The sequence below is a fragment of the Pantoea sp. Pa-EAmG genome (assembly GCF_030024295.1).
GTDB lineage: Bacteria > Pseudomonadota > Gammaproteobacteria > Enterobacterales > Enterobacteriaceae > Pantoea > Pantoea dispersa.
Genome location: NZ_JASEWO010000041.1, coordinates 11,761 through 29,881, shown reverse-complemented (window position 1 = coordinate 29,881; position 18,121 = coordinate 11,761). Strand labels below are relative to the sequence as shown.

The 18,121-nt window shown below is 59.3% G+C and carries 15 protein-coding genes; 9 read left to right on the top strand and 6 right to left on the bottom strand.

All coding sequences use genetic code 11. From position 1 onward, the window contains the following. Positions 1-10 precede the first annotated feature (10 nt). Together QMM04_RS08235 and arsC are read left to right on the top strand one after the other, a co-directional pair. The gene (locus QMM04_RS08235) at positions 11-1,474 is read left to right on the top strand and encodes a M48 family metallopeptidase (protein ID WP_021506592.1); all 1,464 of its coding nucleotides are present in this window, start codon (positions 11-13) and stop codon (positions 1,472-1,474) included. Between the two features lie 215 nt (positions 1,475-1,689). After that, positions 1,690-2,037, top strand: coding sequence for an arsenate reductase (glutaredoxin) (gene arsC / locus QMM04_RS08230; protein ID WP_127834429.1), 348 nt, complete (start codon positions 1,690-1,692; stop codon positions 2,035-2,037). Here arsC and hda read toward each other — a convergent pair. The 3 genes from hda to upp form a co-directional block, all read right to left on the bottom strand. Next, entirely contained in the window at positions 2,034-2,735 is a 702-nt protein-coding gene (hda, locus tag QMM04_RS08225; RefSeq protein WP_031279417.1) for a DnaA inactivator Hda, read from the bottom strand. The two genes, arsC and hda, sit on opposite strands and share 4 nt — an antisense overlap. A gap of 92 nt (positions 2,736-2,827) precedes the next feature. Continuing rightward, the gene (uraA, locus tag QMM04_RS08220; protein ID WP_058781750.1) at positions 2,828-4,111 is read right to left on the bottom strand and encodes a uracil permease; all 1,284 of its coding nucleotides are present in this window, start codon (positions 4,109-4,111) and stop codon (positions 2,828-2,830) included. Between the two features lie 218 nt (positions 4,112-4,329). Continuing rightward, entirely contained in the window at positions 4,330-4,956 is a 627-nt protein-coding gene (gene upp, locus QMM04_RS08215; RefSeq protein WP_282995973.1) for a uracil phosphoribosyltransferase, read from the bottom strand. A 240-nt stretch (positions 4,957-5,196) separates the two neighbouring features. Between upp and purM the strand changes: the two genes are divergently transcribed. Further along, positions 5,197-6,237, top strand: a complete 1,041-nt coding sequence (gene purM, locus QMM04_RS08210; protein WP_021506588.1) for a phosphoribosylformylglycinamidine cyclo-ligase — start codon at positions 5,197-5,199, stop codon at positions 6,235-6,237. Beyond that, positions 6,234-6,872, top strand: coding sequence for a phosphoribosylglycinamide formyltransferase (gene purN, locus QMM04_RS08205; RefSeq protein WP_282995972.1), 639 nt, complete (start codon positions 6,234-6,236; stop codon positions 6,870-6,872). Before purM ends, purN begins: the two co-directional genes overlap by 4 nt. Before the next feature lie 134 nt (positions 6,873-7,006). Here purN and pstB read toward each other — a convergent pair whose 3' ends face one another. From pstB to QMM04_RS08190, 3 genes are read right to left on the bottom strand one after another with little or no spacing between them, the layout of a single operon-like run. Then, on the bottom strand, positions 7,007-7,774 hold the full coding sequence (gene pstB, locus QMM04_RS08200) for a phosphate ABC transporter ATP-binding protein PstB (protein ID WP_021506586.1): 768 nt from the start codon (positions 7,772-7,774) through the stop codon (positions 7,007-7,009). A gap of 12 nt (positions 7,775-7,786) precedes the next feature. Beyond that, a complete protein-coding gene (pstA, locus tag QMM04_RS08195) occupies positions 7,787-9,385 on the bottom strand; it encodes a phosphate ABC transporter permease PstA (protein ID WP_282995971.1) in 1,599 nt (532 codons plus the stop codon). Further along, positions 9,382-11,475, bottom strand: coding sequence for an ABC transporter permease subunit (locus QMM04_RS08190; RefSeq protein ID WP_282995970.1), 2,094 nt, complete (start codon positions 11,473-11,475; stop codon positions 9,382-9,384). Before QMM04_RS08190 ends, pstA begins: the two co-directional genes overlap by 4 nt. 183 nt (positions 11,476-11,658) lie before the next feature. Here QMM04_RS08190 and ppk1 point away from each other — a divergent pair, with 183 nt between their 5' ends. The 5 genes from ppk1 (at position 11,659) to mgtE (ending at position 18,115) form a co-directional block, all read left to right on the top strand. Then, a complete protein-coding gene (ppk1, locus tag QMM04_RS08185) occupies positions 11,659-13,719 on the top strand; it encodes a polyphosphate kinase 1 (protein ID WP_021506583.1) in 2,061 nt (686 codons plus the stop codon). A 5-nt stretch (positions 13,720-13,724) separates the two neighbouring features. After that, complete coding sequence (gene ppx / locus QMM04_RS08180) at positions 13,725-15,248, top strand: exopolyphosphatase (RefSeq protein ID WP_021506582.1); 1,524 nt, start codon at positions 13,725-13,727, stop codon at positions 15,246-15,248. 27 nt (positions 15,249-15,275) lie between these two features. Further along, complete coding sequence (gene tehB / locus QMM04_RS08175; RefSeq protein ID WP_021506581.1) at positions 15,276-15,875, top strand: tellurite resistance methyltransferase TehB; 600 nt, start codon at positions 15,276-15,278, stop codon at positions 15,873-15,875. 493 nt (positions 15,876-16,368) lie between these two features. Continuing rightward, positions 16,369-16,554: a YfgG family protein gene (locus tag QMM04_RS08170; RefSeq protein ID WP_022548292.1), complete on the top strand. Its 186-nt coding sequence runs from the start codon at positions 16,369-16,371 to the stop codon at positions 16,552-16,554. A gap of 124 nt (positions 16,555-16,678) precedes the next feature. Next, on the top strand, positions 16,679-18,115 hold the full coding sequence (mgtE, locus tag QMM04_RS08165) for a magnesium transporter (RefSeq protein ID WP_021506579.1): 1,437 nt from the start codon (positions 16,679-16,681) through the stop codon (positions 18,113-18,115). The last annotated feature ends 6 nt before the right edge of the window (positions 18,116-18,121 follow it).

Here is an 18,121-nt window from a genome sequence, read left to right as displayed (position 1 = left end):
GGATCAAGGCATGTTTAACCGGTTGAAAAAATCAGTGCTGGCGGCCCTTATTCCTGCGCTGCTGCTCACGCCTGCGGTCGGTGTCCGCGCCGATCTGAGCGACAATTTGCCCGACATGGGCACCACGGCAGGCTCCACGCTCTCCATTAATCAGGAGCTGCAGATTGGCGACTTCTACGTGCGCCAGCTGCGCGCCAGCGCGCCACTGATCAACGATCCGCTGCTCAATCAGTACATCAATGAACTCGGCCAGCGGCTGGTGGCACACGCCCACTCGGTGCGCACGCCGTTTCACTTTTTCCTGATTCAGAATGACGAGCTCAACGCCTTCGCCTTCTTTGGCGGCAATGTGGTGCTGCACTCGTCGCTGTTCCGCTATACCGATAACGAAAGCCAGCTGGCGTCGGTGATGGCGCACGAAATTTCGCACGTGACGCAGCGTCATCTGGCGCGCGCCATGGAAGAGCAGAAGCGCAGCGCCCCGCTCACCTGGGTCGGCGCGCTGGGTTCGATTCTGCTGGCGCTGGCCAGCCCGCAGGCCGGGATGGCGGCACTGACCGGTACGCTGGCCGGTACGCAGCAGGGCATCATCAGTTTCACCCAGGGCAACGAGCAGGAAGCAGATCGCATCGGCATTCAGGTGCTGCAGCGCGCCGGTTTCGATCCGCAGGCGATGCCCGCGTTTCTGCAAAAGCTGGCCGATCAAAGCCGCTTCTCGTCAAAACCACCGGAAATTCTGCTGACGCACCCGCTGCCCGATAGCCGCCTGGCCGACGCGCGTAACCGCGCCAACCAGATGCGCCCGGTGGTGGTGCAGTCGTCGCAGGATTTCTATATGGCGAAGGTGCGCGCGCTGGGTATGTACGCCACCGGCCGCAATCAGTTGACTGACGATTTGCTGAATGAGTACGCCAAAGGCAACACGCGGGAACAGCAGGCGGCGCAGTACGGCAAAGCGGTGCAGTTCCTGCAGGCGAAAGATTTTGCCAACGCGAAAAAGATCATCGCGCCGCTGCTGGCGAAGCAGCCGGATAACCTATGGTTCCTTGATATCATGACCGATATCGACATCGGTCTGAACCAGCCGCAGCAGGCCATCAGTATGCTGAACGCCGCCCGCGGCAGCCAGACCAGCCCGGTGCTGCAGCTTAATCTGGCGAACGCCTACGTCGAGGCGAAGCAGCCGGCCAACGCCAGCCGCATCCTTAACCGCTACACCTTTGCGCACCCTGACGATCTCAACGCATGGGATTTACTGGCGCAGGCTTCAGCCGCGCAGGGGCTGCGCGATGAGGAGCTTTCGGCACGGGCTGAAAGTCTGGCGCTGAACGGCCAGCTCGATCAGGCCATCACCACTCTGAGTAGCGCCAGCGCCCAGGTACCGCTCGGCAGCCTGAAGCAGGCGCGTTACGATGCGCGTATCGACCAGTTCCGCGAGTTACAGCGGCGTTTTAAGCAGTATGCAAAAGGGTAAATAGCCGGTTACGCGGGTGGATGGCTGGCAGGATTTCGGTGCGCATCAATGCGCACCCTACGGTCGACAGATAAACCATTTCATCGATTTGCAGGGTGCATATTCATGCGCACCAACAGTTATTCGTAGGGTGGCATTCTTGCGCACCAGCATTTATTCGTAGGGTGCGCATTCATGCGCACCTGGCAACAATGGATTACGCAGGATAAAAAAACATGGTCCGTATTTATCACAATCCGCGCTGCAGCAAGAGCCGCGAAACCCTCGCGCTACTGCAGCAACAGGGCATTGAACCGCAGGTGGTGCTGTATCTCGATACGCCGCCGGACATCGATACGCTGAAAACGCTGCTGCAACAGCTGGGCATGCACAGCGCGCGCGAGCTGATGCGTCGTGGCGAGGAAATCTATAAAACGCTGGGGTTGGCCAGTAACGATCTCAGCGAACAACAGCTGTTACAGGCGATGGTGGAGCATCCAAAACTGATCGAGCGGCCGATTGTGATTCAGGGCGACCGCGCACGCATTGGTCGTCCGCCAGAAGCGGTGCTGGAGATACTCTAAAGCCCCAGCGCCTCTTTCACGAAGGGAATGGTCAGCTTGCGCTGTGCGCTGATCGAGGCGCGATCGAGACGATCAAGCGTGTCAAACAGCGTGCGCATTTCGCGGTCGAGGCGTTTCAGCAGGAAACGCCCAACATCTTCCGGCAACTCAAAGCCGCGCAGGCCGGCACGCAGCTGCATCGCCTGCAGTTTGTCCTCGTCGGACAGCGGCTGTAAGCGGTAAATTTGTCCCCAGTCGAGACGTGACGCCAGATCCGGCAGGCCCAGATTGAGCTGACGCGGAGGGCGATCGCCGGTGATCAGCAGGCGGGTTTTGCCGGTTTCCAGAATGCGGTTGTAGAGATCGAAGATCGCCATCTCCCACTCGGCTTCGCCGGCGATGCACTCAATATTATCAATGCACACCAGCGCCAGATTCTCCATGCCTTCCAGCACTTCCGGCACGAACCAGGTGCGCTTATCGAGCGGCACGTAACCCACCGCTTCGCCGCGCGCGGACATTTCGGCGCAGGCTGCGTGCAGCAAATGGCTGCGGCCGCCGCCTTCGCGCGACCAGAAGTAGAGATAGCTGCCGTGCTGTTGCGCCAGCGCGCCCTGCAGCGCCGCCAGCAGTGACGGATTTTCCCCCGGCCAGAAACTGGCAAAGGTTTCATCATCGGGTAGATAGAGTGGCAGTGAAAGCTGTGCCGGCGTGTTCAGAAGTACCTCAACGGATGAGCGGGCAGAAAACCGGGCAAGTTTATCACGATCCGCCGCAGAGATGAACCGGGCTTCCCTGCCCGCAGGATCCTTTAAAGCTCGCGTTTTTCTTCCGCGTCCAGCACCACTTCTTCCGGATGTAACAGACTGATTACCCGGAAAATCAGCGCCAGGCCAACGCCGACGATGGTGGCCAGCGCCATGCCCTTCAGCTCGGCGGCGCCCACGTGCACCTTCGCGCCACTGACGCCAATGATCAGGATCACCGAGGTAAGGATCAGATTCTGCGCTTTGTTGTAGTCAACTTTGGATTCAATCAGCACGCGAATACCTGAAGCGCCAATCACGCCATACAGCAGCAGCGACACCCCGCCCATCACCGGTACCGGGATCGCCTGAATCGCGGCCGCCAGTTTACCGACGCAGGAGAGCAGAATGGCGAAGATCGCCGCACCGCCGATCACCCAGGTGCTATAAACGCGGGTGATCGCCATGACGCCAATGTTTTCACCATAGGTGGTATTCGGCGTGGAACCAAAGAAGCCGGAGATCATGGTCGACAGGCCGTTGGCGAACATCGAGCGATGCAGACCCGGATCGCGAATCAGGTCCTTCTTCACGATGTTGGCGGTCACCACTAAATGGCCCACGTGCTCGGCAATCACCACCAGCGCTGCGGGCAGGATGGTCAGCATCGCGGCCCACTCAAAGCGCGGCGTGTAGAAGGTCGGCAGCGCAAACCATGGCGCGTTTTCCACTGCGCTCCAGTCAACGATACCCATGGCCGACGACAGCGCGTAACCAACCAGCACGCCAATCAGGATTGGGATAATGGCGAAGAAACCACGGAATAGCACCGAGCCAAACACCGTCACCGCCAGCGTCACCAGCGAAATAATGATGGTTTTACTGTCCGCTGTGGTGCCGTCAGCGGGCAGCAGCCCGGCCATATTCGCCGCTACGCCAGCCAGTTCGAGACCGATAACCGCCACGATGGCACCCATCGCCGCCGGTGGGAACATGACATCGAGCCAGCCGGTGCCGGCCTTCTTCACAATCAGCGCCACAATGCAGAACAGCGCGCCGCACAGGATAAAGCCGCCGAGCGCCACTTCATAACCGAGCGGCAGCAGCAGCAACACCGGCGAGATAAAGGCAAAGCTGGAGCCAAGATAGGCAGGAATTTTGCCTTTACAGATAAACAGATACAGCAGCGTGCCGACGCCGTTGAACAACAGCACGGTAGCCGGGTTGATGTGGAACAGAATCGGCACCAGCACGGTGGCGCCGAACATGGCGAACAGGTGCTGCAGGCTGAGCGGAATGGTTTGCAACAGTGGCGGGCGTTCGCTAACGCCTATGGCTCTGCGAGTCATCATTTATCCCCTATACGTTTATTTTTATGCTCGTTCGTCAACACCGCACCTTATCGTAGTGGCGCAATTCATTGCGCCTTGTCCGGACGGGCGCCATAGCTTGCCCGGCATCAGCGCGATAAATCGCGCCGCTACAAAATGTGCATCCTGTCGATACGGTGTCTGACTGAACGGTATTTTTGCCAAAAAAAAGCCGACTCTCTGGCCGGCTGGTTTATTTATTTGGTTCCGAAAATCTTGTCGCCGGCATCGCCGAGGCCCGGGATAATGTACCCCTTCTCGTTCAGGCCCTGATCGATTGACGCGGTGTACAGCTCAACGTCCGGATGCGCTTTCTCCAGCGCGGCAATGCCTTCCGGCGCGGCCACCAGCACCAGCACTTTAATGCTGTTGCAGCCGGCTTTCTTCAGCAGATCGATGGTGGCAATCATCGAGCCGCCGGTCGCCAGCATCGGGTCAACCACCAGCGCCATACGCTCTTCGATGTTTGACACCAGCTTCTGGAAATAAGGCACCGGCTCCAGCGTCTCTTCGTCACGGTAAACGCCCACCACGCTGATGCGCGCGCTCGGTACGTGTTCCAGCACACCTTCCATCATGCCAAGGCCAGCACGCAGAATCGGGACGACGGTAATTTTTTTGCCTTTGATTTGATCGACGTCGACCGGACCGTTCCAGCCTTCAATGGTCACGCGCTCGGTTTCGAGATCGGCGGTGGCTTCATAGGTCAGTAAGCTGCCCACTTCCGAGGCCAGCTCGCGGAAGCGCTTGGTGCTGATATCATGCTCACGCATCAGGCCCAGTTTATGTTTGACCAGCGGGTGTTTGACTTCCACGATCTTCATGATTGTTCTCCCGGAATTGAGTTGAGCTAAAAAAAAATCGCCGGATTATACCGCCTTTTTGTCGCTGCGCCACTTGTCATTGGTCAATGGCTTAGCGCAATTTGCTCGATCATAAGAATTAGCGAAAAATCAGCGCCGCGCAAAGCGGCGAGAGATGGGACTCGCAAACGTTTGCCTGCACTGGTAGAATTAGCGCGCTTAATTTTTGCCACCAACCGCAATTCGCGTGGGGACTCCGCAGTGACCGACAAAACCTCTCTCAGCTACAAAGACGCCGGTGTTGATATCGATGCTGGTAACGATCTGGTTGACCGTATTAAAGGCGTAGTAAAGAAAACCCGCCGCCCGGAAGTGATGGGTGGACTGGGTGGCTTTGGCGCGCTGTGTGCGCTGCCGCAGAAATACCGCGAGCCGGTGCTGGTCTCCGGAACTGATGGCGTCGGCACCAAGCTGCGTCTGGCGATGGATCTCAAACGCCACGACAGCATCGGCATCGATCTGGTCGCGATGTGCGTGAACGATCTGGTGGTACAGGGCGCGGAGCCGCTGTTCTTCCTCGACTATTACGCCACCGGTAAGCTGGATGTGGATACCGCTTCCGCGGTGATCACCGGTATCGCCGAAGGCTGTCTGCAGTCGGGCTGTGCGCTGGTCGGCGGTGAAACCGCTGAGATGCCGGGCATGTATCACGGCGAAGATTACGACGTGGCCGGTTTCTGCGTCGGCGTGGTGGAAAAGTCCGAGATCATCGACGGCAGCAAAGTGCAGGATGGCGACGTGCTGATCGCGCTGGGCTCAAGCGGTCCGCACTCTAACGGCTACTCGCTGGTGCGTAAAATTCTTGAAGTCAGCCAGACCGATCCCACCACTAAACAGCTGGAAGGCAAACCGCTGGCCGATCACCTGCTGGCGCCGACCCGCATCTACGTGAAAAATATCCTCAGCCTGATTGAGCAGGTGGACGTGCATGCCATTGCTCACCTGACCGGCGGCGGCTTCTGGGAAAACATTCCGCGCGTACTGCCGGATAACACCCAGGCGGTGATTGACGAGAAAAGCTGGCAGTGGCCGGCGGTATTCAGCTGGCTGCAGCAGGCCGGTAACGTCAGCCGTCACGAGATGTACCGCACCTTTAACTGCGGCGTGGGCATGGTGATTGCGCTGAGCCCGGCCGATGCCGACAAAGCGGTACAGCTGATGACCGCGGCTGGCGAGCAGGCGTGGAAAATTGGCGTGATTAACGCGTCTGATGCCGAAGAGCGTGTGGTTATTAACCCATGAAGAAACTGGTTGTACTGATCTCCGGTAACGGCAGCAATCTTCAGTCCATCCTCGACGCCTGCGAGAGCGGGCGTATCAACGGCAGCGTGGCTGCCGTTTTCAGTAATAAAGCCTCGGCCTATGGTCTGACGCGTGCGCAGCAGGCCAGCGTGCCTGCTCACGCGCTGTCCGCGCAGGATTTCCCCGATCGCGACGCCTTTGACCGCCAGCTGATGCAGCAGATCGACGCTTATGCGCCGGATCTGGTGGTGCTGGCCGGTTTTATGCGCATTCTGAGCCCGGCGTTTGTCGCGCACTATCACGATCGTCTGCTGAATATTCATCCGTCGCTGCTGCCGAAATATCCCGGTTTGCATACGCATCGCCAGGCGCTGGCGAACGGGGACGCGGAACACGGGACGTCGGTGCATTTTGTGACTGACGAGCTGGACGGTGGACCGATCATTCTGCAGGCGCGCGTGCCGGTATTTGCTGACGATGACGAAGCTGAGATCAGCGCCCGCGTGCAGCATCAGGAGCACGCGATTTATCCGCTGGTGATCAGCTGGTTTGTCGAAGGACGCTTGCAGATGCGCGCGGGCAAAGCGTGGTTAGATGGTGAACCGTTGCCGCCGGAAGGTTATGCGCACGATTGATTGACCTTGGCGCCGTGCGCTTGCAGGAATTGCGCAATAAATTGCGCCGCTACGGGGCTGTGCCGGGTTTTATTACTGCCTGATTTATTGCACATTTCGTAGCGGCGCGATTCTGCGCGCTAACCTAACAATACTTACCCAAACCGGCCGGTAATATAATCCTCGGTACGCCGCGCCTGCGGTGCGGTGAAAATCCGGTCGGTTTCATCAAACTCCACCAGCTGCCCGTTATGCATAAACGCGGTGTAATCGGATACGCGCGCTGCCTGCTGCATGTTGTGCGTCACCAGCACCAGCGTGAAATGCTGCTTCAGCGTGGTCATCAACTCTTCAATCACCAGCGTCGAGATCGGATCCAGCGCCGAGGTGGGTTCATCCAGCAGCAGCACTTCCGGCTCGATGGCGATGGCGCGCGCAATCACCAGACGCTGCTGCTGACCGCTCGACAGCGTCAGCGCATTCTGCCCCAGCTGATCTTTCACTTCGCCCCACAGCGCCGCCGCCCGCAGCGCGCGCTCGCAGGCCTCATTCAGCACGCGACGATCGCGCACGCCCTGCAAACGCAGACCGTAAACCACATTCTCATAGATCGACTTGGGGAACGGATTGGGGCGCTGGAACACCATGCCGATGCGCCGCCGCAGCGCCGGCAGATCCTGGTTCGCCTGCATCACCGCGTGGCTATCGAGCAGAATCTCACCTTCGATGCGGCAGCCATCAATGACGTCGTTCATGCGATTGAAGCAGCGCAGTAGCGTCGATTTACCGCAGCCGGAGGGCCCAATCAGCGCCGTGATGCGATGCTTCGGGATCTGCAAATCAATGTTATTCAGCGCCTGGCGTTCGCCGTACCACAGCGACAGCTGATTAACGGTAAGCGCAATAGCGTAATCGGGCGTCATGTGTAAACCTTATTAGTGCGTCATAAGCCGGTAGCGCTCGCGCAGCCGATGGCGCAGCGCCATCGCCAGCAGGTTAAGCGACAGAATGATCGCCACCAGCAGCAGTGCCGTGGCATACACCAGCGGTCGGTCGGCGTCAATGTTCGGGCTCTGGAAGGCCAGATCGTAAATCTGAAAACCGAGATGCATAAATTTACGGTCAAGATGCAGGTAAGGAAACACCGCATCGACCGGCAGCTCAGGCACCATTTTGACCACGCCCACCAGCATCAGCGGTGCGGTTTCGCCGGCGGCGCGCGCCACCGCCAGAATCAGGCCGGTGAGCATTGCCGGTACCGCCAGCGGCAGCACCACGCGCCACAGGGTTTCCGCCTGGGTTGCGCCCAGCGCCAGCGAGCCCTGACGCAGATTGTCCGGAATACGCGACAGCCCCTCTTCGGTGGCGACAATCACTACCGGCAGCGTCAGCAGCGCCAGCGTCAGCGCCGCCCACAGCAGGCCAGGCGTGCCGAAGGTAGGATTGGGCAGCGAGCGGGAGAAGAACAGCTGATCGAGGGTGCCGCCAATCAGCCAGACAAAAAAGCCGAGGCCAAACACGCCATACACAATCGACGGCACGCCAGCCAGATTCACCACCGCAATGCGCACCAGCCGGGTGAGCGCGTTGCGCCCGGCGTATTCGTGCAGCCAGACGGCGGCCACCACGCCCAGCGGCATGACAATCACTGACATCAGCAGCACCATCAAAACAGTGCCGAAAATCGCCGGCAGCGCGCCATTTTCACTGCCGCCCGAGGTGGGCGAGTCACTGACAAACTGCCAGATCTGACTGAGGAAATGCCCGATTTTCTGCCCGAGGCTCAGGCTGTTTGGATACCAGGCGGCCACCACCTGCGCCAGCGGAATCAGATGATCGTCGCCCTGCACGTCGCGCAGTACCAGCGTATCGCGCTGGCTTTCATGCTGCAGATGCGCCAGCTGCTGCGCCAGCGCGCCGAAGCGTTTATGCAGCGCCGCGCTGTTGGCATCCAGTTCTGACTGATCCTGCAGGCTGAAGTGACCACCGCGCCGCTGCTCATCGGCCTGCTGTTGCAGACTCTCCAGCTGCGCGTTAAGGCGCGCCATTTCGATACGCCGGATGTTGCTCGCCTGGCGCAGCTGCTCATGCACCTGCTTCAGCCGCTGCTGCAGCAGTGCATCGCGGTCGCGCGCGGTCAGCACCTCGTTGTCCTCACGCAGCTCCACCAGCCAGCCGTAGGCATTGCCGCCACTGCGTCGCTGTAGCACCAGCACTTCTGCCGGGCGTCGGGTTTGCGCTTCGCCCTGACTGACGATGACGCGGAAATCCGGCGCGGCAAAATCGCGGTTGCCGGTTTTCACTACATAGCGCCAGCGATCGCCCTGCTGCTGGCGATCCAGCGTTTCACCCAGCACCATCAGCGGTGCCCCCTGCGGCGGCTGGAACTGATACTGATCGACCGGCTGCGGCCAGAACGCCCTGACGCCCTGCCAGCCCAGCAGGCCGATTAATAAGGTAAATGCCAGCAGGCAGACGGAAACCGCACCGGCAGTCAGCCAGCGCCAGCGATCGTTTTGACGCAGCGCGCTCATGCCTGCCCCTCATGCTGACTGTAGCGCTGGCGCAGCCGCTGACGAATCAGTTCCGCCACGGTGTTGATCGCCAGCGTGAATATCAGCAGCAGCAACGCACTGAGAAACAGGATGCGATAATGGGCGCTGCCCGCCGCGGCTTCCGGCATTTCAATGGCGATATTGGCCGACAGCGCGCGCAGCCCGGCAAACAGGCCGCCTTCGCTCACCGGGGTGTTGCCGGTGGCCATCAGCACAATCATGGTTTCGCCCACCGCACGACCAAAGCCGATCATCAGCGCGGCAAAAATGCCTGCCGACGCGCCCGGCAGCACAACGCGCGTCAGGGTTTGCCACGGTGTCGCACCCAGCGCCAGCGAGCCCTGCCCCAGCGCCACCGGCACGCTAAACAGCGCATCTTCCGCCAGGGTGAAGATTAGCGGCACCAGCGCAAAGCCCATCGCCAGCGCCGCCACCAGCAGGTTACGCTGCTCATAGTGCGCCAGCTGTTCGCCCATCTGCTGCCACCACAGTGTCGGCAGCCACAGCGTCAGTAACGTCACCAGTAACAGCAGCGGCATCAGCAGCAGCACTTCAAAACCGGGCCGCCGCCAGCGCGCAGGCAAACGCGGACTGAACACGCCGCACACCAGCAGCGTGGCGGCCAGCACCAGCGGCAGCAGCATCACGCCAGGCAGCGCGCGGCTGATGTGCGGCGCCAGCCACACGCCAGCGATCAGGCCAATCACCACGCTCGGCAGCGCGCCCATCATTTCAATGCCCGGCTTGACCCAGCGGCGCAGGCCCGGCGACATAAACCATGCGGTATACATCGCCGCCGCCAGCGCCAGCGGCGTGGCAAACAGCAGCGCCAGCGACGCCGCTTTCAGCGTGCCGATCACCAGCGGCATCAGGCTGAATTTAGCCTGATAGCTGTCGCCAGCGGCGGTGGACTGCCATACCCAGTCCGGCTGCGGATAGTTTTCATACCAGATTTTCTGCCACAGATTGCGCCAGCTGAAATCGGGCCACGGATTATCCAGCGCGAACTGCTGCCACTGTCCGGCACGTTCGACGATCAGGCTATCGCCGTGCGGAGACAACGCCAGCGCGCTGATGTCCGCGGCCAGCTGGCGCGTGACAATCGGGCCCGCCTGCTTGCTGGCGAACAGGCGCACCACGCCCTGCGCGTCAAAGCTGGCAAAAACGCGCCGCTGCGCCTCAGGCACGATACCGAGCACACCCGCGCTGTGCGTGAAGGTGTGAATCTGCTGCAGCCGTGGCCCGTGGTCACCGGTGATGGCAAACCATTGCTGAATGCCACGCGCATCCTGAATCAGTAAGCTGCGCCCGCCCGCCAGCAGCTGCAGGCTGAGCGGTTGCTGAGTCAGCGTCTGGGTTTCCCGCAGCTGCGCGCCCTGCGGCGTAATCTGCCACACCCGCAACAGCCGTCCGGCACTGGTGTACAGCAGCGAGCCGTCCGGCGACAACCGCATCAGGTCGGCCTGCTCACCGGGCAATACAATCTGGTCGACGCGTTTCTGGCCGGCAAAGGTCAGCAGGCTGATACCGGCCGGCGTTTGTGCGGCGATGCGCCACTGATGATCGCCCGGCACTGCCAGCGCCATCTGGCTGACCGCGCCCTGCGGCAGATGCAGCGGCCGATCGCCCAGCGGGAAATACCATTCACCGTGCTGGCGGTGGATGAGCGGTTGCATCAGCAACAGATCGCCCTGCATATTGAGCAATACGCTGCTGCCGTCGCTGCTGGTCACCGCCGCCTGCGGCTGGCCGTTCAGCGCCAGCGCGTCGCCCGCTGGCTGACCGTCGAGCGGAATAAAGCGCGCTTCGTTGCGGCTGATGCGCCAGCCGAGCTGGCCTTCGCTGCCCAGCGCCAGCGCCGGGGCTTTGTCCCACAGCTGCTGACTGAGCGTCGGCTGCATGCCCGGCGCGCTGAACAGCGGCATCACCACCCAGATCAGCCAGAAGAACAGCAGCAGCATCAGCAGTAAAATTCCCACACCGCAGGCCGTGACGATGCGGCGCACGAACTGATCGATGGCGCGTCGACGACGGTCACTAAAGTGGACAGGAATACGATTTATGCTCATGCAGGCCAGAGTTACCCTTGAAGTTATGCCGCTATGTTGCCCGTAGCTGATTGATAAGACAACTGTTGAGGTTGGACAAGGCTGCCATACTCTCGCCATAATGGTGGAGGACACTGAGCGGAACCGCAATTTTGCGTTTATTCCGCCGGACATTCCGTCCAGCAACAGCATCACGGAGTCAGAATGGGTCAGGAAAAGCTGTATATAGAAAAAGAACTAAGCTGGTTAACCTTCAACGAACGCGTGCTGCAGGAAGCCGCTGATAAAAGCAATCCGCTCATTGAGCGCATGCGTTTTCTCGGCATCTATTCCAACAACCTGGAAGAGTTTTACAAAGTGCGCTTTGCCGATCTCAAGCGCCGCATTCTGATTGGCGAAGAACAGGGGACGCCCACCACCCTGCGCCATTTGCTGAAAAAGATTCAGTTGCGGGTACAGAAATCGGATCAGGAGTTCGATGCGCTGTATAACGATCTGCTGCTGGAGATGGCGCGCAACCAGATTTTCCTGATCAACGAGCGCCAGCTGTCACCCAATCAGCAGGAGTGGCTGCGCTACTACTTCAAGCATCAGCTGCGCCAGCACGTCACGCCCATTCTGATCAACCACGACACCGACCTGATTGAGTTCCTGAAAGACGACTACACCTATCTGGCGGTGGAGATTATCCGCGGCGAAGAAATCCGTTACGCCCTGCTGGAGATCCCGTCCGATAAAGTGCCGCGCTTTGTGAATCTGCCGGCAGAATCGCCGCGCCGTCGCAAGCCAATGATTCTGCTGGATAACATTCTGCGCTACTGCCTTGATGAGATTTTCAAAGGCTTCTTTGATTACGACGCGCTGAACGCCTACTCAATGAAAATGACGCGCGACGCCGAGTACGACCTGGTCACGGAGATGGAATCCAGCCTGCTGGAGCTGATGTCCTCCAGCCTGAAACAGCGCCTGACCGCTGAGCCGGTGCGCTTTGTCTATCAGCGCGATATGCCCGATGCGATGGTGGAAATGCTGCGCCATAAGCTGTCGATCTCCAGCTACGACTCGATTGTGCCGGGCGGCCGTTATCATAACTTCAAAGATTTCATCGGCTTCCCGAACGTGGGCAAAGCCAACCTGGAAAATCGCCCGCTGCCGCAGATTCGTCATATCGGTTTTGATGGCTTCCGCAACGGCTTTGATGCCATCCGCAACCGCGATGTGCTGCTTTACTATCCGTACCACACCTTTGAGCACGTGCTGGAGCTGCTGCGTCAGGCGTCATTCGACCCGAACGTGCTGGCCATCAAGATCAACATTTACCGCGTGGCCAAGAATTCGCGCATTATGGATGCGATGATCCACGCCGCCTACAACGGTAAAAAGGTCACGGTGGTGGTCGAGCTGCAGGCGCGCTTTGATGAAGAAGCCAACATTCGCTGGGCGAAGCGGCTGACCGAAGCGGGCGTGCACGTGATCTTCTCAGCGCCCGGCCTGAAGATTCACGCCAAGCTGTTCCTGATCTCCCGCCGCGAGGGCGAAGAAGTGGTGCGTTACGCCCACATCGGAACCGGCAATTTCAACGAAAAAACCGCGCGTATTTACACCGACTATTCGCTGCTGACCGCCGATGCGCGCATCACCAACGAAGTGCGACGCGTATTTAACTTTATCGAAAACCCGTATCGCCCGGTAACGTTCGAACACCTGATGGTGTCGCCGCAAAACTCGCGCGCCATGCTGTATCAGCTGATTGATAACGAGATTGCCAACGCGCAGCAGGGCAATCCTTCCGGCATTACGCTGAAAATCAACAACCTGGTGGACAATGGTCTGGTGGATCGGCTGTATGCCGCTTCATCGGCTGGCGTGAAGATCAACCTGCTGGTGCGCGGCATGTGCTCGCTAATCCCCGATTTGCCGGGCATCAGTGAAAATATTCGCATCACCAGTATCGTTGACCGCTACCTTGAGCACGACCGCGTCTATATTTTTGAAAGCGGCGGCGATAAAAAAGTATTCCTGTCGTCGGCGGACTGGATGACGCGCAACATCGATTATCGTATCGAAGTGGCGGTGTCGGTGCTCGATCCGCGCCTGAAACAGCGCATACTGGATATCATTGCCATTCTGTTAAGTGATACGGTAAAAGCCCGCATCGTAGACAAAGAATTGAGTAACCGTTATGTTCCGCGCGGCAATCGCAAGAAGGTGCGCTCGCAGCTGGCGATTTACGATTACATCAAGAAACTGGAACAACCCGAATAACGCCTATGCCAATCTCCCATAAAAGTACGCCGAAACCGCAGGAATTCGCCGCCATCGATCTCGGCTCGAACAGCTTCCACATGGTGATTGCCCGTGTGGTGGATGGCGCCATGCAGGTGCTGGGACGCCTGAAACAGCGCGTGCACCTCGCCGACGGGCTGGATGCGCAAAATCGCCTGAGCGAAGAGGCGATGGAGCGCGGGCTGAGCTGCCTGGCGCTATTTGCCGAGCGCCTGCAGGGGTTCAGTGCCGCCAACGTCACCATCGTCGGTACGCACACGCTGCGCATCGCGTCCAACGCGGAAGAGTTTCTGCAGCGCGCCGCGGAAGTCATCCCGTATCCGATCGAGGTGATCTCCGGCAATGAAGAGGCGCGCCTGATCTTTATGGGCGTTGAGCACACGCAGCCGGAGAAAGGCCGCAAGCTGGTGATTGATATCGGCGGCGGTTCAACCGAGCTGGTGATCGGCGAAGATTTTGAGCCGCAGCTGGTGGAAAGTCGCCGCATGGGCTGCGTCAGCTTCGCCAACCTCTACTTCCCGAAAGGCGAGATCAGCCAGGAGAATTTCCGCCGCGCCCGGCTGGCCGCCGCGCAAAAGCTGGAAACGCTGGCGTGGCAGTACCGTCTGCAGGGCTGGCAGTATGCGCTGGGCGCGTCCGGCAGTATCAAAGCGGCCTGCGAAGTGCTGCTGGCGATGGGCGAGAAAGAGAAGCGCGTGACGCCGGAAAACCTCGACATGCTGGTGAGCGAAGTGCTGAAGCACAAATCCTTTGCTGCCCTGAGCCTGCCGGGCCTGTCGGATGAGCGCAAGGCGGTGTTTGTGCCGGGGCTGGCGATTCTGTGTGGCGTGTTTGACGCGCTGGCCATTCGCGAGCTGCGCCTGTCGGATGGCGCGCTGCGTGAAGGCGTGCTGTATGAGATGGAGGGCCGCTTCCGTCATCAGGATATCCGCAGCCGTACCGCGCAGAGCCTGGCAAATCATTACGCCATCGACAGCGACCAGGCACGCCGCGTGCTGGAAACCACCGAACAGCTGTACAGCCAGTGGCTGGAGCAGAACCCGAAGCTGGCCAATCCCCAGCTGACGGCGCTGATGAAGTGGGCAGCGCTGCTGCATGAAGTCGGGCTGACCATCAACCACAGCGGTATGCAGCGCCATTCGGCCTACATCCTGCAGAACTCCAATATGCCGGGCTTTAATCAGGATCAACAGATGCTGCTGGCCACGCTGGTACGCTTCCACCGTAAAGCGGTGAAGCAGGATGAGATGCCGCGTTTCACCTTATTTAAAAAGAAACAGTTCCTGCCGATGATCTTCCTGCTGCGGCTCGGCACCCTGCTGAACAATCAGCGTCAGGCCACCACGCGCCCCGACACGCTGAAGCTGAGCACCGACGATGGTCACTGGACGCTGACCTTCCCGGCCGGTTTCCTCAGCCAGAACACGCTGGTTCAGCTGGATCTGGAGCGGGAGCAGGCTTACTGGAATGACGTCACCGGCTGGAAACTGATGCTGGAAGAGGAGTAACGCGGGCTTCAGGCCCGCAATAGCACTATGACAACACGCCCCGATAACTATTTTGCGGAGAAATACGGCCTGACGCCACCCCACTCCGAAGTGCTGGCAGCGCTGCCAAAACTGGCAGTGGGTAACGCGCTGGACCTCGGCTGCGGCCAGGGCCGCAACAGCCTGCTGCTTAATCAGCACGGTTTTACTGTTACCGCCTGGGACAACAATCCGCAGAGCCTGGAACGCCTTAACAGCATCATCGCGGAAGAGCAGCTGCAGCAGATACATACCGAACAGTGCGACCTGAATCAGGTGCGCTTCAACGGTGATTATCAGTTTGTGTTTTCTACCGTGGTGATGATGTTCCTGCAGCCGGCGACCATTCCGCAGCTGATCGCCGATATGCAGGCCAGCACGCGCAAGTACGGTTACAACCTGATTGTGGCGGCGATGAGCACCGACGATTATCCCAACACGCAAAACTTCCCGTTTACCTTTAAATCGGGCGAGCTGAGCCATTATTACCGTAACTGGCACATCGTGAAGTACAACGAAGAGGTCGGTGAACTGCATCGCCGCGATGAACACGGTCAGCGCATTAAGTATCGCTTCGCTACCCTGCTGGCGCAGAAAGCCAGCTACTGATGGCTGGCATCATGATGGTCCGGTCGCCATCAATGGCGTGATGCCGTTCGGTGACGAAAACGCAAGCCGTACCCTATCGTAGCGGCGCGATTCATCGCGCAATAAATTGCGCCGCTACGAAAAGTGCCTCGTTTTTGAACCAATTCAAAGGCTAACTCGCATGAGTTACATCATGCAGGTTCTGGTCGCCATCAATGGCGTAATGCCGTTCGGTGACGGAAACGCAAGCCGCACCCTATCGTAGCGGCGCGATTCATCGCGCAATAAATTGCGCCGCTACGAAAAGTGCCTCGTTTTTGAACCAATTCAAAGGCTAGGTCGTCATCAATGACACCCCTGCAGAGTCGATGACGCACGCTTCGCCCGTCGGCTGATATCGATCAAAGCAACCTTAACCTTTTCTGCTCATTTTTCACGCAGCGGTTGACCTCCCGGTCGGGTTGTGACTAAATGTTGCCACCGCCCAGCCGGGCTTTGACAGGAACCACCCCGCGTGAATAGCGCCATCTCTGCACGAAGACGTCCCAAAACCGGTACCATGACCCGCATCGTTTTGCTGATCAGTTTCTTTATTTTGGTTGGCCGTCTGATTTTCATTATTCCCGGTGCCATCGAGCATCATCAGCAAAAGAAAGCCGCACCTGAACCGGTCACACTGAGCACCAGCGAGACGCGCTAAGGAATTTGCGGGTCATCGTCGCTCTGCCATCACATTGTCCGCCGCGGCAATGCTGCTTGTTACGCCCACTTTACCCGCAACGCGCTACACTTTGACCTGACTTTACAGACACAAAGGACGCGTTATGTCTGCTTCGCACGCACAACAACTATCAGAAACCCGCCAGCGAATTCTGCACCTTCTGCTCAGCGAGCACGATTTAGTCGATGTGCTGCTGGATAAATCCGTCGACCTCAACGCCGCCGAACTGCGCAAAATTACCGGCTGGCGTCAGCAGCTGGAGCATGAACTGCCGCAGCTGCACGCGGCCGACCTGGCGGACATTCTCGAAGCGCTGCCGGAAGAGGAGCGTCTGGCGCTGTGGCGGCTGGTGCCCTACGAGCAGCGCGGTCGCGTGCTGGTGGAGGCCTCCGAAACCGTGTGGGCCAGCCTGACGGAAGAGATGACCGACCGCGAAATCCTGCGCGCCATCGAGCCGCTGGATATTGACGATCAGGTCTATCTGGCGCGTTATCTGCCGCGCGATCTCACCGGCCGCCTGCTCACCACGCTCGATCCCAGCCTGCGCGCCCGGCTGCTGGACGTGATTGAGCTGGATCGCGATCGCGTCGGCCAGGTGATGGACTTCAATATCCTGACCGTGCGCTCAGACGTGACGCTGGCGACGGTGCAACGCTTTCTGCGCAAGCGCAAAAGCATGCCGGACGGCACCGATAAAATCTTCATCACCGACGAACACAATCAGCTGCTGGGTGAACTGGCGCTGACCGATATCCTGCTCAACAAGCCTAAAACGCTGGTGGCTGAGGTGATGAACGCGCGCCCCACCACTTTCCAGCTGGATGACAAAGCGGAAGAGGCCGCCAGCGCCTTCGAACGCTATAACCTGATCTCTGCTGCGGTGACCGATGCCAAAGGCAAGCTGATTGGCCGTATCACCGTGGAAGATGTGATTGACCTGGTGAACGAAGAGAACGAAAGCAACATCCGTAAGATGGGCGGCATCAGCCAGGGCGAGGACGTGTTTGCACCGGTGCGCAAAGCGGTGAGAAAGCGCTGGACCTGGCTGGCCGTCAACCTGTGTACGGCGTTTATCGCCTCGCGCGTCATTGGCCTATTTGAGGACACCATTTCGCAGCTGGTGGCGCTGGCCACGCTGATGCCGATTGTCGCCGGCATTGGCGGTAACACCGGCAATCAGACCATCACCATGATCGTGCGCGCGCTGGCGCTGCATCAGGTTGAACCCGGCAACTTTTCGTTTCTGATTGCGCGCGAACTGGGCGTGGCGCTGCTTAACGGCCTGTTCTGGGGCGGCATCATGGGCGGCGTGACCTGGCTGATGTACGACAACCTGCAACTGGGCGGCGTGATGATGCTGGCGATGGTACTGAATCTGCTGCTGGCGGCGCTGATGGGCGTGCTGATTCCGCTGATTATGACCAAACTCAAACGCGACCCGGCGGTCGGCTCCAGCGTGCTGATCACCGCCATCACCGATACCGGCGGCTTCTTTATCTTCCTCGGTCTGGCCACGCTGTTTCTGCTGCACGGCCACTAAAGCGCA